Annotated in this window: 24 protein-coding genes and 1 pseudogene; 5 read left to right on the top strand and 20 right to left on the bottom strand. The window is 41.4% G+C overall.

The annotated features are described in order from the left end of the window. Positions 1-83 precede the first annotated feature (83 nt). The 4 genes from NQ508_RS00965 to NQ508_RS00950 all read right to left on the bottom strand — a co-directional run bounded on the left by NQ508_RS00965 (position 84) and on the right by NQ508_RS00950 (position 2169). Positions 84-374, bottom strand: a complete 291-nt coding sequence (locus NQ508_RS00965; RefSeq protein WP_006426993.1) for a hypothetical protein — start codon at positions 372-374, stop codon at positions 84-86. Beyond that, entirely contained in the window at positions 371-1279 is a 909-nt protein-coding gene (locus tag NQ508_RS00960) for a ParM/StbA family protein (RefSeq protein WP_044912250.1), read from the bottom strand. Before NQ508_RS00960 ends, NQ508_RS00965 begins: the two co-directional genes overlap by 4 nt. Before the next feature lie 187 nt (positions 1280-1466). Next, positions 1467-1799 (bottom strand): DUF5720 family protein, encoded by a 333-nt coding sequence (locus NQ508_RS00955; RefSeq protein ID WP_005341391.1) that lies wholly within the window; start codon positions 1797-1799, stop codon positions 1467-1469. A 40-nt stretch (positions 1800-1839) separates the two neighbouring features. Beyond that, entirely contained in the window at positions 1840-2169 is a 330-nt protein-coding gene (locus NQ508_RS00950; RefSeq protein WP_227080228.1) for a hypothetical protein, read from the bottom strand. Positions 2170-2361: 192 nt separating this feature from the next. Here NQ508_RS00950 and NQ508_RS00945 point away from each other — a divergent pair, with 192 nt between their 5' ends. Continuing rightward, entirely contained in the window at positions 2362-2598 is a 237-nt protein-coding gene (locus tag NQ508_RS00945) for a helix-turn-helix domain-containing protein (protein ID WP_005341369.1), read from the top strand. A 307-nt stretch (positions 2599-2905) separates the two neighbouring features. Here NQ508_RS00945 and NQ508_RS00940 read toward each other — a convergent pair whose 3' ends face one another. From NQ508_RS00940 to NQ508_RS00910, 7 genes are all read right to left on the bottom strand, one after another. Further along, positions 2906-3307, bottom strand: a complete 402-nt coding sequence (locus NQ508_RS00940) for a flavodoxin (RefSeq protein WP_006426999.1) — start codon at positions 3305-3307, stop codon at positions 2906-2908. Between the two features lie 45 nt (positions 3308-3352). Further along, on the bottom strand, positions 3353-3985 hold the full coding sequence (locus NQ508_RS00935) for a flavodoxin family protein (protein WP_006427000.1): 633 nt from the start codon (positions 3983-3985) through the stop codon (positions 3353-3355). Between the two features lie 18 nt (positions 3986-4003). Next, positions 4004-4891, bottom strand: coding sequence for an aldo/keto reductase (locus NQ508_RS00930; protein WP_173761166.1), 888 nt, complete (start codon positions 4889-4891; stop codon positions 4004-4006). 151 nt (positions 4892-5042) lie between these two features. Beyond that, a complete protein-coding gene (locus tag NQ508_RS00925; protein ID WP_006427002.1) occupies positions 5043-5297 on the bottom strand; it encodes a hypothetical protein in 255 nt (84 codons plus the stop codon). A 114-nt stretch (positions 5298-5411) separates the two neighbouring features. Next, positions 5412-6602 (bottom strand): LysR family transcriptional regulator, encoded by a 1191-nt coding sequence (locus NQ508_RS00920; RefSeq protein ID WP_330370985.1) that lies wholly within the window; start codon positions 6600-6602, stop codon positions 5412-5414. A 14-nt stretch (positions 6603-6616) separates the two neighbouring features. Beyond that, positions 6617-7105, bottom strand: coding sequence for a recombinase family protein (locus NQ508_RS00915; protein ID WP_006427004.1), 489 nt, complete (start codon positions 7103-7105; stop codon positions 6617-6619). Between the two features lie 72 nt (positions 7106-7177). Beyond that, positions 7178-7306 (bottom strand): hypothetical protein, encoded by a 129-nt coding sequence (locus NQ508_RS00910; RefSeq protein ID WP_259828848.1) that lies wholly within the window; start codon positions 7304-7306, stop codon positions 7178-7180. Between the two features lie 2 nt (positions 7307-7308). Here NQ508_RS00910 and NQ508_RS14195 point away from each other — a divergent pair. After that, a pseudogene (locus NQ508_RS14195) lies at positions 7309-7464 on the top strand (helix-turn-helix domain-containing protein); the annotation flags it as partial. A gap of 300 nt (positions 7465-7764) precedes the next feature. Here the strand turns inward: NQ508_RS14195 and NQ508_RS00900 are convergent. The 9 genes from NQ508_RS00900 to NQ508_RS00860 form a co-directional block, all read right to left on the bottom strand. Further along, positions 7765-8466, bottom strand: a complete 702-nt coding sequence (locus NQ508_RS00900; protein WP_006427007.1) for a response regulator — start codon at positions 8464-8466, stop codon at positions 7765-7767. Further along, positions 8459-11158, bottom strand: a complete 2700-nt coding sequence (locus NQ508_RS00895) for a sensor histidine kinase (protein WP_006427008.1) — start codon at positions 11156-11158, stop codon at positions 8459-8461. Before NQ508_RS00895 ends, NQ508_RS00900 begins: the two co-directional genes overlap by 8 nt. A gap of 90 nt (positions 11159-11248) precedes the next feature. Further along, positions 11249-11791, bottom strand: coding sequence for a LysR substrate-binding domain-containing protein (locus NQ508_RS00890; protein ID WP_006427009.1), 543 nt, complete (start codon positions 11789-11791; stop codon positions 11249-11251). A 21-nt stretch (positions 11792-11812) separates the two neighbouring features. Next, positions 11813-12460, bottom strand: coding sequence for a potassium channel family protein (locus tag NQ508_RS00885; protein ID WP_006427010.1), 648 nt, complete (start codon positions 12458-12460; stop codon positions 11813-11815). A gap of 13 nt (positions 12461-12473) precedes the next feature. Continuing rightward, positions 12474-13814, bottom strand: a complete 1341-nt coding sequence (locus NQ508_RS00880; protein WP_080543127.1) for a TrkH family potassium uptake protein — start codon at positions 13812-13814, stop codon at positions 12474-12476. Between the two features lie 30 nt (positions 13815-13844). Next, positions 13845-14084 (bottom strand): hypothetical protein, encoded by a 240-nt coding sequence (locus NQ508_RS00875; RefSeq protein WP_147578442.1) that lies wholly within the window; start codon positions 14082-14084, stop codon positions 13845-13847. Positions 14085-14268: 184 nt separating this feature from the next. Next, positions 14269-15678, bottom strand: a complete 1410-nt coding sequence (rlmD, locus tag NQ508_RS00870) for a 23S rRNA (uracil(1939)-C(5))-methyltransferase RlmD (protein ID WP_044919774.1) — start codon at positions 15676-15678, stop codon at positions 14269-14271. Between the two features lie 2 nt (positions 15679-15680). Next, positions 15681-16622 carry a 3'-5' exoribonuclease YhaM family protein gene (locus tag NQ508_RS00865; protein WP_006427015.1) on the bottom strand — a complete coding sequence of 314 codons (942 nt, stop codon included), beginning with the start codon at positions 16620-16622 and terminating at the stop codon, positions 15681-15683. An 85-nt stretch (positions 16623-16707) separates the two neighbouring features. Next, on the bottom strand, positions 16708-17994 hold the full coding sequence (locus tag NQ508_RS00860) for a S1C family serine protease (protein WP_022416346.1): 1287 nt from the start codon (positions 17992-17994) through the stop codon (positions 16708-16710). Between the two features lie 158 nt (positions 17995-18152). On the opposite strand from NQ508_RS00860, the gene NQ508_RS00855 reads away from it, so the two are divergent. The 3 genes from NQ508_RS00855 (at position 18153) to NQ508_RS00845 (ending at position 22748) form a co-directional block, all read left to right on the top strand. Further along, positions 18153-20531, top strand: coding sequence for an endonuclease MutS2 (locus tag NQ508_RS00855; protein ID WP_006427018.1), 2379 nt, complete (start codon positions 18153-18155; stop codon positions 20529-20531). An 87-nt stretch (positions 20532-20618) separates the two neighbouring features. Beyond that, positions 20619-21320, top strand: a complete 702-nt coding sequence (locus tag NQ508_RS00850; RefSeq protein WP_006427019.1) for a response regulator transcription factor — start codon at positions 20619-20621, stop codon at positions 21318-21320. Between the two features lie 15 nt (positions 21321-21335). After that, positions 21336-22748, top strand: a complete 1413-nt coding sequence (locus NQ508_RS00845; protein WP_006427020.1) for a sensor histidine kinase — start codon at positions 21336-21338, stop codon at positions 22746-22748. Positions 22749-22817 lie beyond the last annotated feature (69 nt).

The raw sequence follows: 22817 nt of genomic DNA, 5'->3' as shown, positions 1-22817 counted from the left end.
ACCAAAGATATCGATGCATTTCTTGCCTTACCCCTAGCAGATCCAACAATGTATGTATCGTGCAATCATAGGCCTCACCCCCTTTACAAATTTTCCATTTGAGATAGAAAATCCATCATCTGATCTGGTATTTCTTCCGATGATGGTTTCGTTTTCAATTGTTCCGTAGTGCCACATATTCCTAATTCCCGAACACTTTCTTTTATCGTCTTTTGAATGACTTCTTCCATCCATTTCCGATCCTCTTTTTCCAGAATTGCCTGAACCAGATACTGGCTTTTCTGCCCTTCTGGAACACTTTGAAATTTCTCCCATGCCCTCTGGTGTTCTGGATTTTTCAGGTTCGGGCGGAACGAATATACCGGGCGTGTCATCTCGTCCACATCTGCTCTACAATCCGTTCATACCCTGTTGCGTTGGCATGGACGTCCTCTATAAAAACGGGGCGGCAAATCGCGTCCTGTGCGGTCACGTGGCGTTTTAAAATTGCGGAGCCTCCCCCCATAAATACGGTGGGTACTGCCCGGAGATCAAACCCGGATTCTGTCACCGCAGACAGTATTCTTTCTATATATTTCCGTCCGTTTTCCTGTATGATCCGTCTGGCCTCCTCTGCCATACTGCAAGATTCCCTCCGAAGCACACGCTCAATTTGAGTTTCTGTCACAGACAGTCCGGTATTTCTACGCACTTGTTCTGCTGTCTCATCAATACATCGGATTACTCCAAGTTCCAGACTTCTGCACGTTGCTGCATTCGGAACAGCATTGTCCAGCCTCATAAGGTCAACGGTCCAGCCACCAATATCAACAAGCAGAACAGACGGTTCATTCTTCAGATACTCTGGATGCAGAGCAAGCGCAGAGTATCCCTGTGGGAACAGTTTCACATCTTTTATTGTTATCTCATATAACTCACTTTCATATAAAAATCGCACTGGCTGCTCTTTCCGCAACAGATACTCCCTGAATCCCTGTTTCTCTCTTCCAAAACTTGAAAGCGGAAGTCCAACAGCCAGAATTACCTCTGTCTTTCGTTCCGCTTTCCGATGCTTGATTTCTTCTGCAATGGCTGCCAACGTCAGCAGATAATAATTATCATTGGACGTTTTATTTTTTACCAGCGTCTGTCTTCCCGTACCGCAGACATAATACTTTCCTTGATATTGCAGAACATTCTGCATGGTATACGGCTCGTAATCATACCCAATAATTCCACTTGGGAAAGACACTTGTCTTGTTTTAATGGCATAATAGCCATGATCAATTCCTATGATTATCGCAATCACATCCTTTCATTTTTTCTGTTTAACGTAAGGTCAAAAATGTTGTCACTGCTGCAACGGATCGTTGCAAAAGTGCCATTCGTGAACACTTTTCTATGTTCCAGCGTCCCAAAACCTGCGGAAAATCTGGCTTTTTTATACCACTATCGCCAGAGGAACACTACTGTTCCTTCCCAGCCGGTTATAAAAGATCCCTCTCCCGGCGGCGGTCCAGCCTGTCCGGGGGAGGGATATATCGCAAGTTTCCTTTTTGAACAATTGCCTGTCTTTTTATTTTTATGAGATGTTTTTCCTGCTTTTGTAAAATGGGAAGATACTCCGGTTCTGTCAAAAACTTCCGTATATAATTGCCCTTTTTTCCCAGCTTGTTATCATTTTTCAGCAGTTCTATTTCTACCATGTAATGGGTATCTGGATGAAATCTCTTCTCACACAAAATGCTGTCCCCTTTTATATAATCAGATTTAGCCGATTCTCTTGCTGCCGCCAAGAGTTCATAAATACTTACTTCCACCTCTTATCACCTCCCAAAAGACCAGAAAAAAGCAGACCTCTTAATCGAAGTCTGCTCCTGTCGGATATGGTAATCCTCTTTCTTCATATTTTTTATCGATATAATTTCGAATCCATTCCCTGTATTCTTCCGTTAATGCCAGTTCCTGAAATTCTAACAACCACTTTTCCCCTTTTGCTTCGTCATCAAGCCATCGATCTTCTATGCACTCCGGCTCATCTAACATTTTCATCATCGCTTCAAATGGCTCTTTTACATCATCACCAAATTCTTTCCATAAGGCGATTCCATAGTTCTCCAGTTCAAAAAATTCTGTCAGATATGTCAATCGTTCCATATCCCCCAATGTCATTCTTTTTTCATCTGACAATAATGCTCGATCTCTTTTGCCACATAGATTTAAAAATTTTCTCTTTTCCATCTCCACATCCATTATACTTTTACCTCTTCCTGTTAAAAATAATTCCTTATTACGAAACATTATAAAATTTAAATTCTTTAGAATCAATATATATGTTTCTGTATTACGAAACTTTTTATTTTATAAGGGGAGTTCATCATTATGCAAAAGATTAGACCAGATATGGATATTGGTAAAAATATCCAAGCAATTCGATATAAAAACAATATGACTCAAGACCAAGTAGTTGCAAAATTAAATCTTATGGGTATCTCCATCACCAAAAGTACCTATGCCAAACTGGAAACAAATCGCATGAACATTAAGGCATCTGAATTAGTTGCACTTGCAAAACTCTTTCATACCGATATCAATGCTTTCTTTTCCGGCTTGCTATAGTTCGACATTCCCCGACTCCCTGTGTATATAATAGCATATTAAAAATAAGAACCAGTCTATATTCTTATCGGATATAAACCAGTTCTTTTTTCTTATCAAATAATATAAAAGTGACAGGGAATTCAGATTCTTATCTTCTGTCACTCATGTAATTATTATTCTATTTTAAATTTAATGAATTTACCCATTCTTGAATTTCTTTTTCAATGTTATTTTCTATATAAACGTCATACACATTTTTCCACATTATCTGTGTATACTGTTATTTTCAACCCCATAATTATAACTTGGTACACGCTATACACTACTATAAACTGTACTCCATTTTAGGATAGCCAATGTATACCGTATCATATGAATCCCAGTTATCAACTGTTGTAGACACCAGTTCCACATCTCTTAAGCTCTCATCATCATGTTCTCTTGACACCCGGCTGTCATCATCTGTCCAGTCAAGGTCATCATCTGTATATGGCTCCACAGGCTCTATTTCAAACAGATCTGCCTCTGTAATTTTTGCTATCTTTTCAGCAACATCTTTTGTATTTCCTGAAGCTGAATAATATACAACCAATGTTTTTCCATTTCCTGTTGATGTATTTTCTGTATTAGAAGCAGACTGGTTTGTATTGCTTGCTCCACATCCTGCCATCAAACCGATTGCCATGATGCATGTTAAGAGTACTGCTGCTATTTTCTTTGTTTTCATTCTAAGGTTATCTCCTGTCGTATAAAATGTTTGTCACGCTAATTTCTATCGGATGAAATTGGTAAATACAAAATCCGGTGCCTTTGGCATTTCAATTCCCATTTTTGTCGCAACATTTTTACAGTTAATGAAATATGCCATATTGTTTCCAAGGATCTGCATAACCTGCATTCCTTCGAGATCCTGTTTTACTTCATCCGGATTCGTCCCATGTACCATATTCCAATATCTCGATGTAATGATCGGCATCTGCATCAGACCAAAATATTTATTTACCTGGTCCCATGTGGCCGTTGTTCCGGCCCTTCTTGCTGAAATTACCACAGCGGCAGGTTTCAGGCGGAATCTATCGCCGCCACCGTTTAAATCGGCATAAAAGACTCTGTCCATAAAGGATGTGATTGCACCGCCTGCACCACCCCAGTGTACCGGAGTTCCAAATACGAATCCGTCATAATCCCCTGCTATTTCCAGAAATTCATTCACGATATCATCCAGGATGCATTTATTTTTTTCCTGACATTTTCTGCAGGCAATACATCCTGAAATCGGCTTGTTTCCAATCCAGAAAATATCTGTACTTATGCCATTTTCATTTAATGCACTGGATACTTCACAAAGAGCTGTATAAGTACAGCCATTTTTGTGTGGACTGCCATTGACAAGTAATACTTTCATTGATTTTTCCTCTTATGCTTACCAGTTCTTTTTTTCTTTTGAACTGTCATTATTCTTTTTTCTTTCCTCAACCATCTTCACGAACCATTCCACCATATTCGGATCCTGATGCGAGAAGAAGGAACTTGTCTTCTTGTCCAGTTCTGCAATAGTCTTCATATCTTCATCAGAAAGTGTGAAATCAAAAACATTAAAGTTTTCTTCCATTCTCTCAATGTGTGTTGATTTCGGAATAACCACTACCCCTCTCTGAATATGCCAGCGAAGCATAACCTGTGCCGGAGTCTTCTGATATTTTTCTGCAATCTCTGCGATGACAGGATTCTCAAAGGTGCCTCCTCTGCCCTCACCGAATGGTGCCCATGCTTCTAACCGGATATCATATTTGTCTGCCCATTCCTTCATCTCTTTCTGCTGATTGAAGATGTGGGTTTCCACCTGATTTACCATAGGTTTAATGCGGTTGAAGGATGCAAAATCAACCATTCTGTCTACATAAAAGTTGGAAATTCCGATTGCTCTGATTTTTCCCTCATCGTACAGATCTTCCAATGCATGGTAAGCACCGTAAGCATCTGAAAATGGCTGGTGAAGCAATACCAGATCCAGATAATCTGTCTTTAACTTTTTCATGGATTCAAGAACTGATTTCTTTGCTTCTTCATATCCATAATGTTCAATCCACACCTTTGTTGTAAGGAAGATTTCTTCTCTTGGAATGCCTGACTTTTGGATTGCATTCCCAACCTCTTCCTCATTAAAATAACTCTGTGCTGTATCAATCGCCCGGTATCCAACTTTTAAAGCATCAAGCACACATCTTTCACATTCCTCTTTTGTTACCTGATATACGCCATATCCCAGTATTGGCATTTTTACACCATTATTTAATGAAATATATTCCATTGTCGTATCCTCCTTGTTTTCTTTCATTCATCTTACATTCATACTATAATACTGATAGATTCCTTTGAGAAGTTTCGATAAGTTTTTCAGTCTTAACCTTTCGGTTTATTCTGGTTCTTACTGATTGAACAGCCATCCCATAATTTCTTTGTCACGACAAAACAGATAGCCACCGCCATGCTGATAAGTGACCGGTGTGAATAACATTCTTTATATTACTCTCTGCATTAAAACTTTCTTTTTCATTCATATTGATATCCTTCTCTGTCACGCTCTCTTGCTCTGTTTTTCCTGTTTCCAGCGTTTTTTCTTCCCCGATTTCCAGGTTCTGGACTGTTGTGCTACACCCACTGAACAGGATAACAGTCATGATGATTCCTCCAAGAGCTATCCTCTTTATCTGCATATAGTATCCTCCATTTTCACTTCAGCTAAAGTATAACAAAACGAGACTCCATTAGAAGTCTCGTTTTGTTATTCAGTATTAACCTTTAGGTTTCTACTCGCATGTATTCAATTTTTATTTTACCTTGTTAATAGCATTTATCAGCCGCTTAACCTTAATGGACGGTTTTTTCGAATGAAGAATTCCAAACGGCATAGTATAATCCCACTCTACTGGAATGATTCTGATCAGTGGATGAACACTTTCCCAGCTCTTGAATGCCAGTAATACCTCATTATTGTTTTCGCATCGGTTAAATGCTTCTACATTGTACAGATTAAAGTCTACAATATTGATTTCAGGATGATTTTTCATCATATCATCCCTTAGCATATCGCCATAATAACTCCATCCTCTTTGCATGAGCATAAGATTTTCTCCAGCCAGATCATCAAGTGTTATTTTTTCTTTTTTTGCCAGCCTGTGATGAATTGATACCGCCACACAAAATGGTTCTCTTGAAATCTCAGTGCCATCACAGCCTCTGAGTTCAAGCATTGTTTCATCAAAGATTCCAGCTATCACATCAATATTCTTTCCCATATTAGCCAGTATCTCTCTTGCATTCTCTGGTGTATTTTCAAATGTAATCAATTTAAACTTCATCTCCGGATATATTTTCTGTATCTTAGGCCAAAGTTCCACAAAAACTTCCGGTGGTGTCATCGGAGATATTCCAACACGAATAATTTCTTCATTATGATTCATTGCTTCCTGCGCCCGTATCAACGATTCTTTTGAATATTGAATCAGATATTTTGCATCCTGATAGAGCGATTTACCAGCTTCCGTAATAATAAGACCTCTGTGTGTTCTTTCAAATAATTGCAAATTTAAGCTGTTTTCCAAAGAATTTATCTGTTTAATAACCGCAGGTGCACTTATATATAATTCTTCTGCCGCTTTACTAAAACTTCCAGCTTCTACAACGCAGATAAATGTATCAAGTTGTGGATTATACATCATGTAATTCACTCCTCTTTGTGATTTTAAATCATCTGAAATGCTTTCAAACACGATTCTGTCAAATTCATCCAAGGCATTTTCATTTTCCAGTGTCTGCCGAAGCTGTGACATGCGCTTGCTTATATTCTTCTGCTGTCCGATATTCTCTTCCAGATAAGCCTTTTCTTCCGTAATCTGATGAAGTTTCCGCTGAAAACTCAGTTTCTTTTCATCATAATCTTTCTGTTCTATTTTACCATCAATCAGCAGATCTGTTAACCTGCTTTTTTTTGATTCAATAATGGAAATGTCTTTCTCCAACTGTTTTACTCTTTTCAGTTCGGGCAATTATCAATTCCGTTTTTTGTAGCATTCATACACTGCCAGACAGGTTTTTTCGTTGTAGTCGTCTGATGTCTTGTCCTTCTGGATAATTTATGACCACAATACCCACATTCCAGCATACTGCTGAATGTGAACTGTCTTGTATAACGTTCTCTGTTTCCGGTTGTCTGCATCAGCTTGGGTTTGGCACGCTTCAATCGAATCTCTTCTGCTTTATCCCAGATTTCTCTTGATACGATTGCTTCATGGTGATCCCGGATATAATATTGATTTTCCTCTCCCATATTGGCAAGTCTTCTCTTTGAAATCGAGTCAACTGTAAAAGTCTTTCCAAGAAGCACGTCCCCCTTATACTTCTCATTTTTAATCATTCCCATAACTCCATGATCATGCCACTCCACTATGCCACGCTTATTTTTAATTCCAAGTTCTACCAGCCGTTTGGCAATCGTACCACAGCCATTTCCTTGCAAATACATATCACATATGAGTCTGACTGTTTCTGCTTCTGTTTCATTTACAGTGATTGTCTTTGTGTCCTGATGATAATCTTAACCAAAACAACCGTTAAATCCAACCAGTTCTCCCCGTTTCATTTTCATCTGTAATCCCATTTTCACATTACTGGAAAGGGATTCCACTTCTTCCTGTGCCAGTGAACTTAAAATTGTCAGAAGCATTTCTCCATTCATATCCAAGAGAGAAATGTAATTCAAGCGAGGATACCGCTGTCCGTTACCATGATTCTGATAACTGGCCACAGACCTGCGACGATTGTGGGAAACATGAACCTAAAAGGAAATGGCGATCTGCAAATGCAAAACTGCGCGAAACTTAAATTCGTTGTATTTTCCTTTGTAGTCAAAGAAAAAGCACTATAAATCGTGATCAGCAAACGATTTCAGTGCTTTTTTACGTGTTATTCTATTAAATTTTACCTATTAGCTTATATAAATGAGACTTATCGATACTTAAATAGCCCGCTCTTAGAGGAAATTTAAAAGTTGCCGTCTGTGTCTAGTTATTTAACAGGAAGAGGAAGAATATATTTTCTCATCCCTCCCATTGAACCGTGCGTACGGGTCTCTTATACAGATCTACAGCTTATATTCCAACTTTAACTATGGTGTTGTGAAGTTCAATCAACTTTCAGCATCCGATACCCAACACCAATGTGTGTTTGGATATATTGTGGAGAGTTCGGTTCTTTCTCGATTTTTTTACGAAGTGTTGCCATAAACACACGAAGGGAGGCAATATCATTATCCCAACTACTTCCCCAAATGCTTTGCGTAAGGAAAGTATGGGTCAGAACTTTTCCTATATTTCTTGTCAACAGGCAAAGCAACTTATATTCAATAGGTGTTAAATGCAATTCTTCTTCATTCAAATAAGCACAACCTGCAGCATAATCTACACGAAGTTTTCCGTTTACAAAAACAACCGCTTCGGCAGGGGATACTTTTTGCATCATCGATAACCTTCTTTGCGTGACTCGTAGTCTGGCAAGCAGTTCCTCAACAGAAAATGGCTTTGTTAAATAATCATCTGCGCCAGCATCCAACGCATCAATTTTATCGGTATCTTCACTGCGAGCACTGATTACGATGATTGGCATGTTTGACCAAGTACGGATTTTTTTAATAATCTCAACACCATCTATATCAGGAAGTCCTAAATCAAGTAAAACAATGTCTGGATTGTGTGAAGATGTTTCTAAAATTGCCGATTGACCATCGGGTGCCGTCAGATATCGGTATTCGTGTGCTTTTAAGGTTGTTGTAATTAAATTTCTGACAGATGTGTCATCTTCTACAACTAATATTAGTGACTTATTCATATACTTTGACCTCCCCTGCCGGTAATGTAAATGTAAATACTGTTCCGTGCGGCAGATTATCTGAAACAGTAAGTTCTCCGCCGTGGGCGTTAATAATGGACTTGCACAAAGATAATCCGAGTCCTAAACTTCGGCGGCTGTCTGCAATTTGATTTGCACCGCTATAGAACATGTCGAATATCCGTGGCTTTATTTCGTCAGCAATTCCGTTTCCGTCATCCGATATAGATACGATTGCTTGTTTTCCCCGCTTTTCTGTCCGAATAACAATATGAGAGTTTTTAGGTGTATATTTGATAGCATTATCAACAATATTGATGATTACCTGAACAATAAGCTTTGCATCCATTTTTGCAAGAAGAAATTCTTCTTTGCTTTCAACGGAAATATGATGTTCTTCACTCTTTCGATTAATATGATGTAACGCTTCTGTGATCACGTCATCCATCAAATCTTCCGTTATACGGAGATTCAACCGTCCTTCTTCAATCCGGGTTACAGCCAGCAAGTTTTCTACAAGGTTAATCAACCACATGGAATCATCATAAATATCCATGTACAGCTGCTTTTTTGTATCATTATCAAAAGAATCGCTGTTGGACAAAAGATTGCTGGCATTACCGGAAATGGATGTCAGCGGTGTCCTCAAATCATGTGAAATAGCACGCAGCAGGTTCGCTCGCAACTGTTCATTTTTTGCAAGAATGGCCGCCTCCTGTTTCTCACGGGCATTTTTCTCGTTTTCCAAAGCCAGGGCACATTCTCCGAGAATGGATAGTAGAATACTGTTTTCAAATGGATCAAGAGGTATTTCCCCCATCACGATTCCAATAACTCCATATACCATACTGCTGCTGCGAACAGCAAGGTACAGGCATTTTGCATTGGAAAGCGTTCCTGTTGTAGCTCCGGCACGTTTATTGTTTTTCAATACCCAGCCGGCAACGGCCTTTTCATTTTCGGAAATACACGATTCCAAATTTTCTTCAGTTACAGAAAAAATATGCGGCGTATCCAACACTTCTCCATCAGCTAAATAAAAAACGATATCTTTTCCCAAGAGTTTAATGAGCTGATTTGAAGTTGCAGATACAATTTCATTTTTATCTTTTGCCTGTTGCAATAGCTGGTTTGTATCAAATAACACTTTGGTACGGTAAGCAGATTGTGCCGCCTGTTTTGCTTGGTTTTTAATCCGTATAGCAAGAGAACCGGTTAAAAATGCCGCCAAAAACATGATAATAAAGGTAACAGGATAACCCTGATCATACGCCTGCAAGGTAAATTGAGGTTCCGTAAACAGGAAATTAAAGACCAAAACACTTACAATCGAGAAAATTAGGCTGTATATCTGATGTTTCGTGATGACAGCGATGACAAGAATACCTAAAACAAAAACAGTAATGATATTTGCTTCGTCAAATCCAAATTTCCGGAAAATCATTCCGACTAAACTGGATAAAATCAGAATCGCAGTAGATTTTAATGTATCAGTGACAGAGAATACGATATGATTCTTTTTCCTGCCCCCTCTTAACTGATACACTGCCGCATTAGAAACCGCATCCGGAATAATATGCACATCCAGGTTAGGGGCATAATCAATCAATTTTTCTGTCAGGGTCGGTTTGCTGAGCAAATGCCGTTTTGTAGCAGAACTACGTCCGATCACAATCTTTGACACACCGGACAAACGAGTAAATTCCGCAATCTGAAACGGAACATCTTCTCCGTAAACTGTTTCTATTTTTGCCCCAAGCTGCTCAGCAAGACAAATATTTGAACGCAGGCGTTTTACATTTTCCTCGCTCATCACCGAAAAATCTGGGGTTTCTACAAATAGAGCCGTAAACTCCCCTTTAAAAGCAGAAGCCATTTTTGCGGCGGTACGGATAATTTTCGCATTGGATGGAGAAGAAGATAGACATACAAGAATATGTTCGCCTGTGTGATAATCTCCATGATTTTTTATGCGGGTATTTTCTGTGAGGATATTCACCCGGTCCGCACATCGCCGCAGTGAAATCTCCCGGAGAGCTGTCAAATTTTCTATTGTAAAAAAATTTTCTACTGCCTGTTTTTCCTGTGTCTGTCTGTATACATTTCCTGTATTCAAACGGTTAATCAAATCCTGTGGTTCAATATCTATTAATTCAACCTGATCTGCATTATCAAAAATAGAATCCGGGATGCGTTCCCGTACAACAATTTCCGTAATGGATGCAACTGTATCACAAAGGCTTTCAATATGCTGAACATTGACAGTCGTATAGACGTCAATCCCTGCATTCAAAAGTTCCTTAATGTCCTGATACCGTTTTGCATGACGGCATCCTTCGGCATTCGTATGCGCAAGTTCATCTACAAGGATAAGCTGTGGTTTTCTTTTCAACGCCATGCCAATGTCGAATTCGTCCAGTATCATACCATTATAAAAAACTTCTCTTGTAGGAAGAACTTCTAAGCCATTTAAAAGAGCTGCTGTTTTGGGACGTGCGTGGGGTTCTACATAACCGGCTACCACGTCAATTCCCTGCTGTTTTTCCATATGAGCTGCTTCTAACATGGCGTAGGTTTTACCCACACCAGCTGCATATCCGAAAAAGATTTTCAAATGTCCTTTATTACGGTTTTCTTCATCAGCTTGGATTTCCTTTAATAACTGATCCGGATTGTGTCTGCTTTCACTCATACGGTCATCTCCTTATACAAAAACATTATATAGAATAATACGTAAATTTCAGAAAAGCATTTTAGCACTGACATTAAAATCGTATAAAGATTATACCACCTTTTCTTCTTTTTTTCCATTCGGGCGTGTAGCCGAAAGCAGAAAACGCTCCGAAAAATCACGCAATTTTTCGACAAATAGACCCTTCATACAATTAATGTCATTTTGCCATATCACTCTCGCTGGTTTCTCAATCGTGTTGATGGGATGTACCGCAATGTCTATAGAGCCTGGAGTAATGACACTTTGCTTTATTTGAAGGGATAAGGAACAATACTCATCTTTCAAAATATCGTTAGAATTTTCTATGATAAAGCCAAAATCAAGTTTATTATTTCCCAGCCCATTTATTATTTCACTTACAGAACCGTAGAACAGGTCCAGCTCATAGTTTGGGTATTCGCTTGAAAATTGTTCTAATAGATCTGCAATAGAATCTATGATTGCAGGTGTTTCAAATCCAATCCTGAGCTTAGAATCTGAAATAAGTTTTTGGGATTGATTTTCCTTGAGAAATTTATCCAGCTTTTCCATAAGAAAATAACCATAAATAAATGCTGCCAATACCACTATAAGTAAAACAAAGTCTTTCATATCACCAACTTCTTTCAAAAATTAAATATGAAAACATTTTTGAATATGTTTCGTCTCCCCAAGAACAAGCATGGTACTGTCCTTTAACAACTGCGTATCGGAACTTATTTTCAAATTCATAATATCATTTGTTTTCAGCGCCATAATATTGACATTATATTTTTTTCGTATATCCAACTGACCGATTGTTTTTCCTATCCATTCTCCCGGTATAGATATTTCAAAGATTGCATGTTCTTCATCTAGTTCTATGTAATCGAAAATATGATCAGCACTATAACGGATCGCAACCCAATCGGCAAGCTGCCTTTCGGGATAAACAATTTCATCTGCGCCGTTTCGTAAAAGAAATTTTGCATGAACATCACGAGCGGCACGAGACACCACCATTTTTGCACCGAGTTCCTTCAAAAGGGACGTTACTTCCAATGAATTCTGAAAGTTATCTCCGATAGCCACAATACAAACATCAAAGTTCCCAACACCAAGCGAACTTAAAAAATCCTCATTAGTCGCATCCCCAATCTGAGCGTTAGTTACAAAGGGAAGTACAGCATCAACTCGAGTATCTTCTTTATCTACCGCCATCACATGATGATGCAATTCATCTAATTTCATAGCAATGTGCCGTCCGAATCTTCCCAGACCGATAAGTAATATTGATTTCATTTTTTTATTCTCCTTAACCTACTGTAATTTTTTCCTGAGGATATTTTGAACCGTTAGGCTTTTTTTCAGAAATGGTAGCAAAAATCAAGGTCAATCCTCCCACTCTGCCAAAAAACATCAGGCAAATCAAGATTATATGGGAAACAAGCCCCAGGTCAGGAGTTATTCCCAACGATAACCCCACCGTCCCGATTGCCGACGCCGTCTCAAACAAAGCGGTCATAAGTGGAATATCTTCTGTTCTGCTAATTACCATTCCTCCGACAAGGAATAAAACGATATACATCAAAAAAATCGTAGCTGCATTTCTGATAGTGTCATCCGGAATTTGTCTGCCGAAAAAATTGGTGTGTTCCTTTTTTCTAAATACAGATAATGCCGATGAAACGAGAACTGCAAGAGTTGTCGTTTTCATACCACCTGCAGTGGAACCAGGCGAGCCACCGATGAGCATCAGCATAATGATAAGCATTTGCCCAACTTCACTGAGTAAAGTCAAATCTGCCGTATTGAATCCTGCTGTTCTCGGCGTAACGGATTGAAACAAAGAAACCCATACTCTTTCTGTAAGAGGCACATTTGAAAACTCAAAATAAAAAAAGTAAAGAGCCGGTAAGAATATCAATATTCCTGTTACCATAAAAATCACCTTGCTTTGCATCCGGTATTTTTTTAAATGCCATTTATGATTCTTTATATCCTCCCAGGTAAGGAATCCAATACCTCCTGCAATAATCAGCATCATAATTACAAGATTTACAATCGGCTGTACAGAATAAGAGGTCAACGAGGAAAAAGGGGTTCTTATACCGATTAGATCAAATCCTGCATTGCAAAAAGCAGAAATAGAATGGAACAGTGCATACCATATTCCTTTCCAAAACCCAAAGTCCCTGCAAAAAACAGGGGCTAAAAGAACCGCACCAATGATTTCGATAAGAATAGTAGTCCGAATAATAAATTGCGTTCTCCGCACAATACCACCCACCGTTGGAGCCGAAATTGCCTCTTGCATGGTACTTCGCTGCATCAACCCGATTTTGCGTCCGGAAACAACAGCAATCGCAATAGCAATCGTAATAATTCCCATACCTCCGATTTGAATCAGCAGTAAAATAACTCCTTGGCCAAATAAAGACCAGTAGGTTGCCGTATCATTAACAACCAGTCCCGTCACACAAACCGCAGAAGTTGCGGTAAACAAAGCATCCAAAAAGGAGGTACACTGACCGCTTTTTGTAGCAATCGGCAGCATCAAAAGCAGACTGCCTAAGAGAATCACGGATAAAAACCCTAAACTAATCACTTGAAATGATGTTATATGTCGATGTCTTGATCTGTTTGTCTGTTGCATAACTATATCCCCATAATCTTAATTTCTTTTTTATATTGCCTTTATTCTATCTTTATTTGTATTAAATGGGCGTAAGTAAGTTTGTTTTGAAATTAAGATTGTATAAAGATGAGCAGAAGTCCCATCATGGTCTTCCAGGCAAACGCCGTGTTCATAATAATAAGGCGTGATTTCCACCACAAATTTCTTTCTTCCTTGCCATTTTTTATCTTCTCCTTTGCCTTGAGATAAAAGAAAAGGACACTCATCTTCCAGAAGTTCTGAAAACAAGCGTCCTTTTGACTTTTCTCTATGCTATTGAATAAAAAATGTTAATTCTGTCCGAATGTATTTCCTCATACCAGATGCAATACTACTGACACTTCGATGCCATTCATAATCTGCTTTTTCTTGCCCTGTTTGCCTGTTGGTGTGAAACTCATATGCCTCGCAAAGTGCCTGAAATTAAGGACTTCTACGAATTCACCCGATGTAGACAACACACGACTTCCACATGCACCGTATGCGGAAACTGATCCACAGGCGTCACATCCTTAAGCTCATACCCATTCGCTCTTAAGAACTTCACATCCCGCGCAAGTGTCGCACTGTCGCAGCTTACATACACAACTTTCTCCGGCTGCATATCCACGATCGTCTGAAGCAGGGATTCCTCACAGCCTTTTCTCGGCGGATCGACCACGATCACATCTGCGTGTGCGGTCTCTCCGTTATGTGTCTTTTCATATTCTTTGTAATACTCCGGCAGGACTTCTTCTGCCTTACCTACATAGAATTCCGCATTCGTAATGTCATTGATCTTTGCATTATTCTTCGCATCGTCAATGGCCTGCGGTACGATCTCCACGCCATATACCTGCTTTGCTTTCTTTGCAAGGAACAGGGAAATCGTTCCGATTCCACAGTACAGGTCCCACACCGCCTCATTGCCGGTCAGGCCTGCATAGTCTAATGCCAGTCCGTATAATTTCTCTGTCTGGACCGGATTCACCTGGTAGAATGACAGCGGAGATATCTGGTACTTGATCTCACCGATATAGTCTGTGATGAACTCCTGTCCCCACAGAAGGCGGATCGTATCGCCCATGATCACATTCGTCTTCGCTGTGTTCGTACTGAGAGTGATGCTTGTCATACCCGGAATCTGACGTAGCCGTCCGACCAGATCATGACAGTGCGGAATCGTCTTTCCATTGATGACCAGACATACCATGATTTCATCTGTCTTGAATCCGTAACGGAGCAGTACATGGCGTACCAGCCCTTTATGCTTCACTTCATCGTATGCCGGAATTTTGAATTCTTCCATGAAGTCCAGAATACAGTTCAGGATCTCTTCGTTGACTTCCACACCAAGCGCGCAGTCTGTATTCTCGATAATGCTGTGTGTTCTTCCGGCATAGAACCCGGCGATCACTCTGCCGTCTTTATCTGTTCCGATCGGGAACTGCGCCTTATTCCGGTAGCGGAACGGCTGCATTCCTTCTCCGTCCATGCCGACAGCCGGATGCATGATCTGATCCAGAAGTTCTGTCGGAACTTCTCCGATCCGCTCCAGATTGCCGCGTACCTTTGCTTCTTTAAATGCAAGCTGTGCCGGATACTTCATCTCCTGGATCTGACAGCCGCCGCATTTTCTTGCCATCGGACAGACCGGCTCTTCCACACGGTCTTTTGATGGAGTCAGGACATTCATCAGGCGGGCATAGCCGTAATTCTTCTTGGCTTTCATTACTTTCGCCTCTACAACATCCCCGATGATGGCATCTTTGATAAACAACGTGTATCCATCCACCTTGCCGATGCCTTCTCCTCCGACTCCGATATCTTCTATTTTTACCTTTACTATTTCATTCTTCTGCATCATTAGATAACTGTCTTTCTGATATTTGATTCAAACAGGCGGTTATATCCCAGCCAGTCATTTCCTTTTTTATCTTTGAATAACTCTGTCAGTGTCTGCATCTTGGCATCTGCATTGTCTGCAAGATTCAGTGCCATCGCCTCGGCAAGTGCTGGTTTCTTCGGTGAACCGTATTCCAGTTCTCCGTGATGTGCAACAATACAGTGTTTTAATTCATTCGCAAGTTTCTCCGGGAAGTCCGGGATATTGCGGGCTGCATCTCCGATCATCTCCACACCGATTACAATATGTCCCAGAAGCTGTCCTTCATCTGTGTAATCATTTTCCGGGAAGGAAGATAATTCCTTCGTCTTTCCGATATCGTGGCAGATCGCTGCTGTGAAAAGCAGGTCCTTATTCAGGATCGGATATGCTCCCACCATATAGTCACAGAACTTCACAACACTTAATGTATGTTCCAGAAGTCCTCCGGCGAATCCATGATGAACCGTCTTCGCAGCGGAATGTCCCTTGAAATTACGGATAAATGTCTCGTCTTTTACAAAATAATACTCCAGCACCTGTCTCAGATACTGGTTCTCTACTTTCTTAATATATCCAAGCAGTTCCTCATACATGCCATCTGTACTCTTCTCCGTTGTCGGCATATAATCGGCGGCGATATATTCACCCTCCTGTGCTTTACGGATCTGCTTAATGTTAAGCTGCAGATTGTTATTATAGCTGATGATTTCACCATATACTTCAATAAAATCCATCTCATCATAATCTGCGATTCCGCCGGAATTCGGATCCCATACTTTCCCGTCAAGTGTCCCGGTCTTATCCTGAAGGATCAGATTATCATATGGTCTTCCGTTTCTGGTCTCCGCAGAACGCTTTCCTTTGCACAAATATACATTTCTGATTGTTTCTCCTTCGTGAAGGGTGTTGATATATCTCATCTTATTTCCTCTTTCTATATTCTATATTAATATTATTCTATATTTTACAACGATCGAAACATCTCCCCGGAAGCATCCGGCAAGCCTACTCCTTGCTTCCGACTGTCACGTCAAATGAAATATCCACATAACCGCCGGATCCCTGTCTCTGTCCTTTGAGTCTTATCTTGCTGCCGCTTTTCTGGTCACGCATCACACTCTGATAGACCGCCAGCGACGATATCTTCTTGCCTGCAGCCTCTGTGATTATATCCCCGCTCTGGATTCCTGCTGCCATTGCCGGAGAATCCGGCTCTACTGTCTGGACGTATACTCCATTTGGAATTCCCTGAGCTTCGATCTCTGCCGTCACATCCAGTCCACGAATACCGACATACGGCACCGCCTGTCCGTTAGACAACAATTCAATCTCTGATTTTAAGCCCGAAATTCCATACCCGGTTACCAGCCTTTTACTGCTATTATCAGAAATACTCTGATCAATAATTCCGACTACTTCTCCCGACAAATTAACGATCACGCCTGTTCCGTCTTCTGCCGCACCAATATCAGTGCAAAGGAGCTGATAACTTCCGTCATCTGCATCCAGTTCATTTCTGCTGTTCGCAATCGTTCCAAATCCGACCGCTCCAGCATAGCCAAATGGCTTTCCAAGCACTGCCACGGCGTCCCCTTTCTGTACAGAATTGGAACTGCCAAGTTTGGCGTTACTGATCTGCGTCCATGTTGACTGTTCAATGCTGCTTCCCGACACAGCATAGATCGCAAATCCGAGACTTTCATCTTTCTTCTTCACAGATGCCTGTTCTGTATTGCCATCCGAGAATCTAATATGGATCTCTTTTGCATCTTTTAATATAGAAGTCTTTCCGTATACCAGAAGCTCCTGCCCATTATCAGCGATGATCAGTCCGGACACACTGTTTTTATTATCGTAAGACTCGTCTGTCCAGTCCTGCTCTCCGGATACACCTATGATCTCTACCACGGATTTTCCGGCCTCTGTGGCTACGTCGTTCATTGCTTTCTGAAGTTCTCTGTAATTGTCAATATCCAGCGTCTGCTCCGTATTGTTACTGGTATCCGCTTTTTTTTCTTCTGTATTATCTTCTTCTTTCTCTTTCGGTATCACTACCTCTTGTGAATCTCCGGGAAACTTCTTATCAAGCCATGGTTTGAGCGCAGAAAAACTAATGCAGGCACACACACCGAATACCACTCCAAGCCCCGCCATACGAAGCAGGTCTTTACGGCACTTTTTTCCACGGCTGTTCTCGTCTTTGATCGTCTCCTGCATAAATGAATATTCTGATTTTTCTGTTTTTTTCCCAGGTTCTCCCTGCTTATTTTCCAGAGGTTTCTGCTCATCCATCAGCTTTTTCGTCTCCTTTGCAATCCTTTTTATAGTATACCGTATGGAATGGGAATGTTCAATATTTATCCTTTTCTTTATCGTCCAAATAAGGTAGAATAGGTACTGACTACAGCTACTGTATGAACAGTAACATAGAATAAGTTCAGGTGAGAAACATGAATAAAAAAACATTAACTAAATTAGAATATCATAAAATTATTGACATCTTAATAGAACAGGCAACTTCTTTTGGCGGCAAGGAACGCTGCAAGAGATTAAAACCGATGACATCCATCACGGATATCGAAGCCGCACAAGAACAGACTGCCGCCGCATTTACCCGTATCATTAAGAAGGGACGTCCTTCTTTCGGAAGCTGTAATCCGGTCGGGGAATCCTTAAAGCGTCTGGAAGTCGGTGCCGCGCTCGGAAGCGGAGAGCTTTTGCGTATCTGTAAACTTCTGGAAAATGCAGGGCAGATCAAAGCTTACGGCCGTCACGAGGCTGTGGACGATGCAGAAGACTGTCTGGATGCTTTCTTCCAGCAGATCGAGCCACTGACACTGGTAAGCACTGAGATCCGCCGATGCATTATTGACGAAGATGAGATCAGTGATGATGCCAGCAGTACATTAAAGCAGATCCGCCGTTCCATGAACCAGATCAATGATAAAGTACATTCTACATTATCTTCTCTGGTCAACGGTTCGCTCCGTACCTATCTGCAGGATGCGATCATCACCATGCGCGGGGACCGCTACTGTATCCCGGTCAAAGCCGAATACAGAAGCCAGGTATCTGGTCTGATCCATGACCAGTCTGCCACAGGTTCTACCCTGTTCATCGAACCGATGTCTGTTGTAAAACTGAATAATGATTTAAAAGAGCTTTACGGCAAAGAGCAGGAAGAGATCCAGGTGATTCTTGCACGCTTAAGCGCCGATGTTGCAGAATATATCGACTCCATCCGCACCGACTACAAAGTCATGACGGAGCTGGATTTCATATTTGCAAGAGGAAATCTCGCAATCAACATGAACGCAAGCAAGCCAATCTTCAATACGGAAGGCCGGATCCATATCCGTGAGGGCCGCCATCCGCTGTTAGATAAGAAGAAAGTCGTTCCGATCACCGTCACACTCGGTGATACCTTCGACCTTCTGATCGTAACCGGACCGAACACCGGCGGTAAGACCGTTTCGTTAAAGACGGTCGGATTATTTACCCTGATGGGTCAGGCAGGACTTCATATTCCTGCGCTGGACCGTTCGGAACTGGCAATTTTTGAAAATGTATATGCCGATATCGGAGATGAGCAGAGTATCGAGCAGAGCCTCAGTACCTTCTCTTCTCATATGACGAATATCGTTTCGTTCTTAAAACATGTAGACGAACATTCTCTGGTACTGTTCGATGAGTTGAATGCAGGAACCGACCCTACCGAAGGTGCTGCTCTTGCGATCGCCATCTTAAGCTATCTGCACCAGAGAGGCATCCGTACCATGGCAACGACACACTACAGCGAACTGAAAGTCTTCGCACTTTCCACACCGGGCGTTGAAAATGCCTGTTGTGAATTCGATGTAGAGACGCTCAGTCCGACTTACCGCCTTCTGATCGGTATTCCGGGAAAGAGTAATGCATTTGCCATCGCAGGAAAACTCGGACTTCCGGATTATATCATCGAAGATGCCAAGACACATCTGACCGAACAGGATGAATCCTTCGAAGACCTGTTAACCGATCTGGAGACAAGTAAACGTACCATCCGAAAAGAGCAGGAAGAGATCGAACACTACAAACGTGAACTGGCACGTCTCGAAGAAGAGACCCGTCAGAAACGTGATAAATTAGAAGAACAGCGTGACCGTATCATCCGCGAGGCCAATGAAAAGGCTCATGAGATCCTGGCCGATGCCAAGGAAACAGCCGATGAGACCATGCGTAATTTCCACAAATTCGGCAAAGCCAATATCTCCGTTGCCGAGATGGAAAAGGAACGTGAGCGTCTCCGCAAGAAGATGAACGCGACACAGAATTCCATGAAGACAGATACCAAGAAACCAAAAAAGGCTTACAAACCAAGTGATTTCAAACTTGGAGAATCTGTCAAGGTACTGAGTATGAACCTGACCGGATCTGTCACTTCACTTCCGGATTCCAAGGGAAATGTCACCGTACAGATGGGAATCTTACGTTCCACAGTTAATATTTCCGATCTGGAGATCATCGATGAAGCGCCGGCATATTCATTTGCCAAAAGAACCCGTCAGACCGGTAAAGGCAAAGTCAAGATGGGCAAATCTCTTGCGATCAGTCCTGAGATCAACCTTCTTGGTAAAACAGTCGATGAAGCGATCGCCGAGCTGGATAAATATCTGGACGACGCCTCGCTTGCACACCTCAGTTCTGTAAGAATCGTTCACGGTAAAGGAACCGGAGCTTTAAGAGCCGGTATCCATAAATATCTGAAACGGCAGAAACATGTCAAATCATTCCGCCTTGGCGCATTTGGCGAAGGTGACGCCGGCGTAACGATCGCTGAGCTGAAATAAAAGTTAAAATAAGGGATAGTATAAGGGGAAACTTTAAAGTGAATCAGTATAGATAAATGCATCTATATACGGGAGGAGTATACATCTATGAACAAACAGAAAATACTGATCGTCGATGACGATGAAAATATCGCTGAACTGGTCTCATTATATCTGACAAAAGAATGCTTTGACACTATGATGGTCCACGATGGCGAACGGGCACTGGTTGCCTTTGACACTTACAAACCGAACCTGATTCTTTTAGATCTCATGCTGCCTGGTATCGACGGATATCAGGTCTGTCGTGAGATCCGTACGAGATCTAACACTCCGATCATCATGCTGTCCGCCAAGGGTGAAGTATTCGACAAGGTACTTGGCCTGGAGCTCGGTGCAGATGATTACATTATGAAACCATTTGATGCCAAAGAACTGGTTGCACGTGTAAAAGCAGTCTTACGCCGCTATCAGGTCGGCTCCAAACCGGAGACTCCTCAGGCAGATAAGGGAAAATGTGTCGAATACCCGGGAATTGAGATCAACCTTACCAATTACTCCGTCATTGTTGACGGCCATACGGTCGAGATGCCGCCAAAGGAACTGGAACTTCTCTATTTCCTCGCATCCTCTCCGAACCAGGTATTCACAAGAGAGCAGTTACTGGATCAGATCTGGGGCTATGAATATATCGGCGATACCCGTACCGTCGATGTGCACATCAAACGTCTCCGCGAGAAGATCAAGGATCACAATGGCTGGAGTCTCAGCACTGTATGGGGAATCGGTTATAAATTTGAAGTAAAATAACAGCAGGTTAATATCATGAAAAGTACATTATATTTAAAATTTATATTTATCTATATTGTGTTCGGATTCTTAAGCCTTTTTACAGCCGCAACACTGACAGAGAACCTGGTCAGTACGCCGATTTTTAACCGCGTAAGTAACAGTATGTACCGGGAAGCTACGATGGTTGCCAACGACTATCTTCCCGGTTATTTTTCCGGCGGATTAACAGAATCTGACGCACAGATGATCTTATCCGGAATAGAGACACAGCTTGACGCTGCAGTCTGGTTCGTTTCAAAAGATGGAAAAGTAATCCTTTCTGCACAGTCCGGGAACTACCCGTCCGCGCCTGATTCCATTAAAGATTTCGACCCGGCGGAATCCGGAAGCGATCGTTCACAGACTGGTGATTATCACGGATATTTTGACAATGATGTGATCACTGTCACTGTACCGGTAACTTACGGGTATTCTCCAAAAGGATATCTGATGATCCACCAGTATATCTCTGTTGTGGATACCATGACAGACACACTGATGCGTGGTGTATATATTACATTCATCGTAATCTTCCTGCTTTCGTTCATTATCCTGCTGGCGTTCCATTTCCTTGTGTACCGTCCGCTTCATAAGATTACCGAAGCAGCAACCCAATATGCTTCCGGTAACCTGGAATATGAGATTCCTGTCACAACTGAAGATGAGATGGGTTATCTGTCCGCATCACTGAACTACATGTCCTCTCAGCTTAGGGATATGGAAGATTATCAGAAGAAATTTGTGGCAAATGTGTCTCATGATTTTCGTTCTCCACTTACCTCCATCAAAGGTTATGTGGAAGCCATGACAGACGGAACCATCCCACCAGAATTACATGAAAAATACCTGAAGATCATCTTATTCGAAACAGAACGCCTGACAGATCTGACACAGGATCTTCTGACGTTAAATGAATTTGACACCAATCACCTGCTTCTCAACCGGGAAGTATTCGATATTCACGAGATGATCAAGCATGTAGCGGCATCTTTCGAAGGTGTCTGCACACAGAAGAAGATTTCCATCGAATTGGTCTTCGCAACAAAACACCTGAACGTCAACGCTGACAAACGAAAAATCCAGCAAGTCTTATACAACCTGCTGGACAATGCGATTAAATTCAGTGATCCGAATTCCATCGTCACGATTGAGACGACAGACCGCGGAGAAAAAGTATATACCTCTGTAAAAGATAACGGTATGGGTATTCCAAGATCAGCGCTTGGGAAAATCTGGGAACGCTTTTACAAGAGTGACCTCTCCCGTGGAAAAGATAAGAAAGGTACCGGACTTGGACTTGCGATCGTGAAAGAAGCAATTCAGGCACATGGGGAGAATATTACCGTGGTGAGTACGGAAGGAGTCGGAACCGAATTCTCCTTTTCACTTCCGAAGGTTGCTGGCTAATTTATCATTGTGACCTCTCAGTCCATGAGAAAGAGTTGGAACTTCTTAAGTAAAAAAATCGGCCGTTAG

Source organism: Dorea longicatena, assembly GCF_025150085.1.
GTDB lineage: Bacteria > Bacillota > Clostridia > Lachnospirales > Lachnospiraceae > Dorea_A > Dorea_A longicatena.
This window is presented reverse-complemented; position numbering and strand designations above follow the sequence as displayed.

Excerpts from the sequence above, each read along its gene's own strand:
- NQ508_RS00940 (WP_006426999.1), bottom strand. The coding sequence starts at position 3,307 with ATGAAAACAAAGAAAATAGCAGCAGTACTCTTAACATGCATCATGGCA.
- NQ508_RS00935 (WP_006427000.1), bottom strand. The coding sequence starts at position 3,985 with ATGAAAGTATTACTTGTCAATGGCAGTCCACACAAAAATGGCTGTACT.
- NQ508_RS00915 (WP_006427004.1), bottom strand. The coding sequence starts at position 7,105 with ATGTATTTGCAAGGAAATGGCTGTGGTACGATTGCCAAACGGCTGGTA.
- NQ508_RS00845 (WP_006427020.1), top strand. The coding sequence starts at position 21,336 with ATGAAAAGTACATTATATTTAAAATTTATATTTATCTATATTGTGTTC.
- NQ508_RS00880 (WP_080543127.1), bottom strand. The coding sequence starts at position 13,814 with ATGCAACAGACAAACAGATCAAGACATCGACATATAACATCATTTCAA.
- NQ508_RS00925 (WP_006427002.1), bottom strand. The coding sequence starts at position 5,297 with ATGCAGATAAAGAGGATAGCTCTTGGAGGAATCATCATGACTGTTATC.
- NQ508_RS00885 (WP_006427010.1), bottom strand. The coding sequence starts at position 12,460 with ATGAAATCAATATTACTTATCGGTCTGGGAAGATTCGGACGGCACATT.
- NQ508_RS00930 (WP_173761166.1), bottom strand. The coding sequence starts at position 4,891 with ATGGAATATATTTCATTAAATAATGGTGTAAAAATGCCAATACTGGGA.
- NQ508_RS00850 (WP_006427019.1), top strand. The coding sequence starts at position 20,619 with ATGAACAAACAGAAAATACTGATCGTCGATGACGATGAAAATATCGCT.
- NQ508_RS00945 (WP_005341369.1), top strand. The coding sequence starts at position 2,362 with ATGCAAAAGATTAGACCAGATATGGATATTGGTAAAAATATCCAAGCA.
- NQ508_RS00860 (WP_022416346.1), bottom strand. The coding sequence starts at position 17,994 with ATGGATGAGCAGAAACCTCTGGAAAATAAGCAGGGAGAACCTGGGAAA.
- NQ508_RS00890 (WP_006427009.1), bottom strand. The coding sequence starts at position 11,791 with ATGAAAGACTTTGTTTTACTTATAGTGGTATTGGCAGCATTTATTTAT.
- NQ508_RS00895 (WP_006427008.1), bottom strand. The coding sequence starts at position 11,158 with ATGAGTGAAAGCAGACACAATCCGGATCAGTTATTAAAGGAAATCCAA.
- NQ508_RS00900 (WP_006427007.1), bottom strand. The coding sequence starts at position 8,466 with ATGAATAAGTCACTAATATTAGTTGTAGAAGATGACACATCTGTCAGA.
- NQ508_RS00865 (WP_006427015.1), bottom strand. The coding sequence starts at position 16,622 with ATGAGATATATCAACACCCTTCACGAAGGAGAAACAATCAGAAATGTA.
- NQ508_RS00855 (WP_006427018.1), top strand. The coding sequence starts at position 18,153 with ATGAATAAAAAAACATTAACTAAATTAGAATATCATAAAATTATTGAC.
- rlmD (WP_044919774.1), bottom strand. The coding sequence starts at position 15,678 with ATGCAGAAGAATGAAATAGTAAAGGTAAAAATAGAAGATATCGGAGTC.
- NQ508_RS00965 (WP_006426993.1), bottom strand. The coding sequence starts at position 374 with ATGACACGCCCGGTATATTCGTTCCGCCCGAACCTGAAAAATCCAGAA.
- NQ508_RS00910 (WP_259828848.1), bottom strand. The coding sequence starts at position 7,306 with ATGCTTCTGACAATTTTAAGTTCACTGGCACAGGAAGAAGTGGAATCC.